This window comes from Coprococcus sp. AM97-35 (assembly GCF_027697525.1).
Lineage (GTDB): Bacteria > Bacillota > Clostridia > Lachnospirales > Lachnospiraceae > Allocoprococcus > Allocoprococcus comes.
In genome coordinates, this window is the sequence record NZ_JAQESL010000051.1 from 270 (window position 1) to 5,349 (window position 5,080).

The 5,080-nt window shown below is 36.7% G+C and carries 6 protein-coding genes; 1 reads left to right on the forward strand and 5 read right to left on the reverse strand.

Annotation, left to right across the window (positions count from 1 at the left end; translation table 11 throughout):
- Positions 1-284 precede the first annotated feature (284 nt).
- From PG840_RS16305 to PG840_RS16320, 4 genes are all read right to left on the reverse strand, one after another.
- Positions 285-1,688 carry a sensor histidine kinase gene (locus PG840_RS16305; RefSeq protein WP_021739123.1) on the reverse strand — a complete coding sequence of 468 codons (1,404 nt, stop codon included), beginning with the start codon at positions 1,686-1,688 and terminating at the stop codon, positions 285-287.
- A complete protein-coding gene (locus PG840_RS16310; protein WP_021739122.1) occupies positions 1,672-2,349 on the reverse strand; it encodes a response regulator transcription factor in 678 nt (225 codons plus the stop codon). The genes PG840_RS16305 and PG840_RS16310 overlap by 17 nt, the downstream gene beginning before the upstream one ends.
- Before the next feature lie 397 nt (positions 2,350-2,746).
- Positions 2,747-2,908 carry a transposase domain-containing protein gene (locus tag PG840_RS16995; protein ID WP_226972153.1) on the reverse strand — a complete coding sequence of 54 codons (162 nt, stop codon included), beginning with the start codon at positions 2,906-2,908 and terminating at the stop codon, positions 2,747-2,749.
- The gene (locus PG840_RS16320; protein WP_049946824.1) at positions 2,841-3,686 is read right to left on the reverse strand and encodes a tyrosine-type recombinase/integrase; all 846 of its coding nucleotides are present in this window, start codon (positions 3,684-3,686) and stop codon (positions 2,841-2,843) included. The genes PG840_RS16995 and PG840_RS16320 overlap by 68 nt, the downstream gene beginning before the upstream one ends.
- Here PG840_RS16320 and PG840_RS16325 point away from each other — a divergent pair.
- Positions 3,677-4,165: a tyrosine-type recombinase/integrase gene (locus PG840_RS16325; RefSeq protein WP_226972159.1), complete on the forward strand. Its 489-nt coding sequence runs from the start codon at positions 3,677-3,679 to the stop codon at positions 4,163-4,165. The two genes, PG840_RS16320 and PG840_RS16325, sit on opposite strands and share 10 nt — an antisense overlap.
- Before the next feature lie 126 nt (positions 4,166-4,291).
- Here PG840_RS16325 and tnpA read toward each other — a convergent pair whose 3' ends face one another.
- Complete coding sequence (tnpA, locus tag PG840_RS16330; protein ID WP_173867549.1) at positions 4,292-4,705, reverse strand: IS66 family insertion sequence element accessory protein TnpA; 414 nt, start codon at positions 4,703-4,705, stop codon at positions 4,292-4,294.
- Between the last annotated feature and the right edge of the window lie 375 nt (positions 4,706-5,080).

Here is a 5,080-nt window from a genome sequence, read left to right on the forward strand (position 1 = left end):
GTTTCTGGTAGTGAAAACAGTCCCCAGACTGTATCCTCTCTCTACATCAATGGTCCCTTTGATCTTTTTCAGGTGTTCGTTCATTTTTCTTCTCCTTTCAAAAACATTTTCTATCATATGTCTATCCACTTCATACCTTTTTCTGTTGTTCTTTGTAATACATAGTTTAAATTGTTTTTTTATGATTTCTTTGTTTTTATTGTATGTTTTTTGTGTAGATAGCATCTCCTACATTTATTCAAAAAAAGAACATCCGCCTGTAATCACAACAAACGGATGTTTTTCTAGTCTTTACATATTATTTTCACTTCTATACCTTGATCAGTATTTTTTAATTCACACTCATAGTGATGTAACTCTACAATCATTTTTACAATATAGAGACCTAAACCACTTCCTCCAGCCTTTCTATTTCTAGATTTTTCTCGTCTATAAAATGCATCAAATAATTTTGGAATTTCCTGTTCCGAAATATGCTCAGCATTATTCTCAACGGAAAATATTACATCTCCTCCTTTTTTATACACCTTACACCAAATATTTCCATTATCCGGCGTATACTTTACCGCATTGCTAATTAAATTGCCAATTACTTTCTGAAAAAGAACTCTGTCCGCATGAATATCTGTGTGCTCTTCTATTTCTATGTGGAAAGTCACCCCTCTATCTGTCGCAACATCTTCCCATTCTTGTATACAATTTCTTACAATGTTATCCAAGGATACATTAGAAAAATTGACTAAGAATCCAGCTGACTTTATACGCGAAACATCAAGTATCTCCTGAATCAGTCCTTCCATTGCAAAGACTACTTCGTATGATCTTTTCAGATATTTATCCCTATCTTTATATCCACCAATTCCTGAAATCATCCCTTGAATTTGCCCTTTTAATATAGTAACTGGGGTTTTCAATTCATGCGAAACTGCTGCAAAAAATGACAATTGCTTCTGTTCCATTTCCTGCTCTCTTTGGATTTCATCTTGCAATATTTTATTTTTTTCTTTTAACTCTTGTAATGTCTCTTCCAAATGTTCCGCCAATCGATTCAAATTTTCTCCCAAAATACCAATCTCATCGCTTCGTGTTTCGGGATACGGTCTACGAAAATCTAATTTCACCATTCTTTTAGATGCTTCATTCACCTTTAAAATTGGTCGAGTGATATATTGAGCGAAAAAAATAGCAATTAAAATAGATACAGCAAAAGTAATTACTCCGAGAACTGGCAAAATTCGGTTTAACACTTTTAACCCTATATTTACAGACTCTTTCGTTCCAAATATCTGAAGTTTATAAATCGTGCCTTCATTAGATTTCACGATATAATTTTTTGTAATGCCCTTGCTATTTTGTGCTTTTGAACTATCTGCATCTGGAGCTAAAAAATAAGATATCTCTCCATAATTTCCTATCTCCTCTCCTTCTTGATTTTTCACAATGATAGAGACTCCATACTCTATCGCAAACCGTTCCAATATCTTCTGAGTTTCATCATTAGTCATATCCTTTATTTGTGAAATCGTAGTGTCTAATTCTTTCTCAAGACTTTTATTTAATTCTGTTAAATAAAAGTTCGACATGCCAAATGTGACCATTCCGTAGATTGCCGCACTCAATGTCAATAATAGCATTATAGTTACTAAAAATACCTTGACAGTTAAGTGTTCTTTAATGTACTTTCTCAAGGCGATATCCCACTCCTCTTACTGTTTCAATATAATTTCCCAGACTGCCTAATTTCTTTCTTAAATTTTTAATATGATTATCTACAGCACGTTCATCACCATAAAATTCATATTTCCACAATCGATTCAGGAAGCTCTCTCTTGAGATCACAGCTCCAGGATGCTCCATTAGCTCCTTTAATATTTCATACTCCTTTTGTGTCAGATCAATACTTTCTCCATTTATAATTACCCGATAATTACCAATAATAAGACAGATTTCACGATACCACATCTGATTATTTTCTGTTTCCTCTTTTTTATTATATCTTCTAAATACAGCTTCTATTTTTTTAATCATCAGCGGTAACGAAATTGGCTTTGGAATATAATCATCTATTTGTAATTCAAATCCTTTAATCTGATCTGTTTCACTGCTTAATGCACTAATCATAATAATTGGCACATTTGAACTTTGCCTGATGATTTCACAAACGGCATATCCGTCCATCTTAGGCAACATAATATCCAAAAGTACCATATCCGGATGTTCTTTATTGAAAATCGCCACCCCCTCTACACCATCATCAGCAACACATACTTGATAGTTTTGGTCTTCCAAAAAAAATTGTATCATTTCTTGTATATCTAAATCATCTTCCACAATCAAAATTTTCTGCATACTGTCATCTCCTAAATAATTTCATTTTATCATCTTATTTTGTAATTTGTGTGTAGTTTCAATAATATTTAGAATAACAAGAACTTATTTTTTCTGTCAATACACTATTATATTTCATCTGTACATCCTTTTCATTTTTTCCATTCTATATAGAACATATTAAATACATAGAATAGAATCTTTTATTATAGCATTTACAAAGCCTATGGATCCAATATCTGATTATTCCGCCACCCCGTAATATTCTCAATATCAATTCAAGGCGTTTCACCGGCTTTCTTGTACAGTACATTACTCTTACTTAAAATCTGTAAGCGCTTAAATTTCAGCCGTTGATAGAAAAATATCCGGCTACTTTTCAGTAAACGGAATACCTTGACAATTCACATATGATTTATTATTGATTTGAGTTTTCTGCTCGACGCTCTATCTCAGCTTTTACCTTTTCATTCCATGGAGCAAGTTGATCTAATTCATTGTCACTCATACTATCATCTGGCAGCTTTTCCAGAAGATAGGTTAAATAGTGATAGACATTTACTCCATTTGCCGTGGCCATCTCTACCGTCGTATTGCACTGTTGGCTGGAGAGCCCCTTCTCTGGCATAAGGTGTTTGCTCCCATGCCCGGTGGAAACGTTTCCCGACGGAAGCAACCTGCAGTACTTTTGCTGGATCGGATGCAGGAAAGAACCATTCCGATTTTATTTTATATTTAACTGTCATGATCTTTAGATACTCACAGCATAACTGTCGCAGATCGTCCGGCAGATAGACAAGACGGTCATTGCTGCCTTTTGACTGATAGATTTTTAGTACACCATTTTCCAGGTCGACCGTGTCCAGTCGCAGTTTTCTGGCTTCTGATACCCTGAGTCCACAGCAGAAAAGCATGCGAAACAGGATCCTGTATTCCAGAGCCAGCCTATGAAAGACCTCGGCATTTATGGTTGGCTGGTAACTGTCAATCTCCAGAAACAAGGACTGTATTTCTTCAATGCTTAAAACATATGCGCTACGGTTGCTTTTACGGGTGAAGTTTCTCGGGACATAGCACTTAATTCCATATGCCTGCATGTACAGACTTAACTGTCGGAGAACGGAGATCCTTCCTGCAAGAGTAACTTTTGTTTCTGTTTTACGCAGAGTCCCCCATTTTCCCGCCAGTTCCTGAGTTATCACAGGAGTTTCAACCTGTTCCTGATTACAGAATTCATCAAATTTGTGAAGAATCCATTCTGCATGCTCATACTGGAAGCCTGCGTTTCTTTTTTCTGTGATCATGCTTTCGATAAATGGTGCAAAACAGCTGGTGAAACTATAGTGTCCTGACATCATACAGCCCCTCCTTCCAGAAGAAAGGCGATAAGGAACGTTCCGTATCCATTACAGATGCAACAGTATCTCATTTAAAAAAGTATTTAAGACAGTTTCATCCGGAAATGCTTCCTGATCAGCCCTTATTCTATACGAAAATCAAAGGAAGTATTGCTCCGATGTCCCCTGGAAATGTCTCAAGAATCATCAATAAGTATGCGGATGCGATCAGACCAGAACACCCAAATCTCCCGAAACATCTGCATTGCCATATGTTCCGGCGTACCAGGGCAACTGGTTTATACCGAAACGGGGTTGAACTGGAGATGATATCTGTAATTCTTGGACATTCATCTACTGAAACAACCAGGATTTATGCGACTCCATCCATTGAAATGCTTGGAGAAGCAATGAATACTGCTAATTCTACAATTCCAGACGAGACTCCGGAATGGGAAGAAAATGAGGATGAACTTGCTCGCATCTGTGGGCTGAGATAACTTTTTTATCCTCATCTTTTGTTATAAGAATGCCTAAAATAAAGCTTTTGGTAAAAAGATGAGGATAAAAATTTCATGTTTATAAGCCTGTTACGATATAGATTTCATCGGCGGCTGTGATATCCCCTAACATTCCAACTCCTTCACAATGCGAAGCGTTTGAGCCAGAAGCTGAGGATCTGTTCCATTTGGTATTGTTAGATGAAAACTTCCTACAGACAGCTTCATTGGCTCTGCTACGGAAAGGTTATTTCTTTCCGTAGCTACCGGAATCACATTTAATGGCTGTTCATATGGGAGCGGGTCAGTATCATGAAAATCCACTCTGACAACTTCCTGGCTTTCCGGTGCACGATAGCTGCGTGCGGTTGACGCTGGCAAATCCACACAACCTTTCTGACGCAGCCTTTTTACCCAGTTGTAAAAAGTTCCCGGTTTAATGTCGTGTTCCACACACCATTGATGATCTGTCAATCCACTTTGACGGCATTCCATGATGAGACGGTATTGTTCTTCGGCAGGTATTCTTTTGCTTCTCATAAGCACACCTCCATAAATCGGATAGAGTAAAATGCTCGCATCTATCATTTCTAGCAAGAGAAGATGAAGTGAAATGCTTGCATTTTCTAATGATTATTATGGATTCATTTTTAGGGCAACACAATCCGTCGAATTATTTTGCGCTTACAACTGAACCAATGCCACTAACGCTGAAAATGACATTGTTGATTTCTTCCCATAAGTTCTCAAAGTCCTCCCTTCCATTCTTCAATACTTGCTGTTGTTCTTCCAATAAGTATTATTTAGAGAACTCTTTCACGTTAAATTTACCTAAACATGTAAAGAACCAATTAGGCGCCTACTATTTATTTACTACTTTTTGTTGTATTTTCGTAAACGCAAAATAGCGAGTAC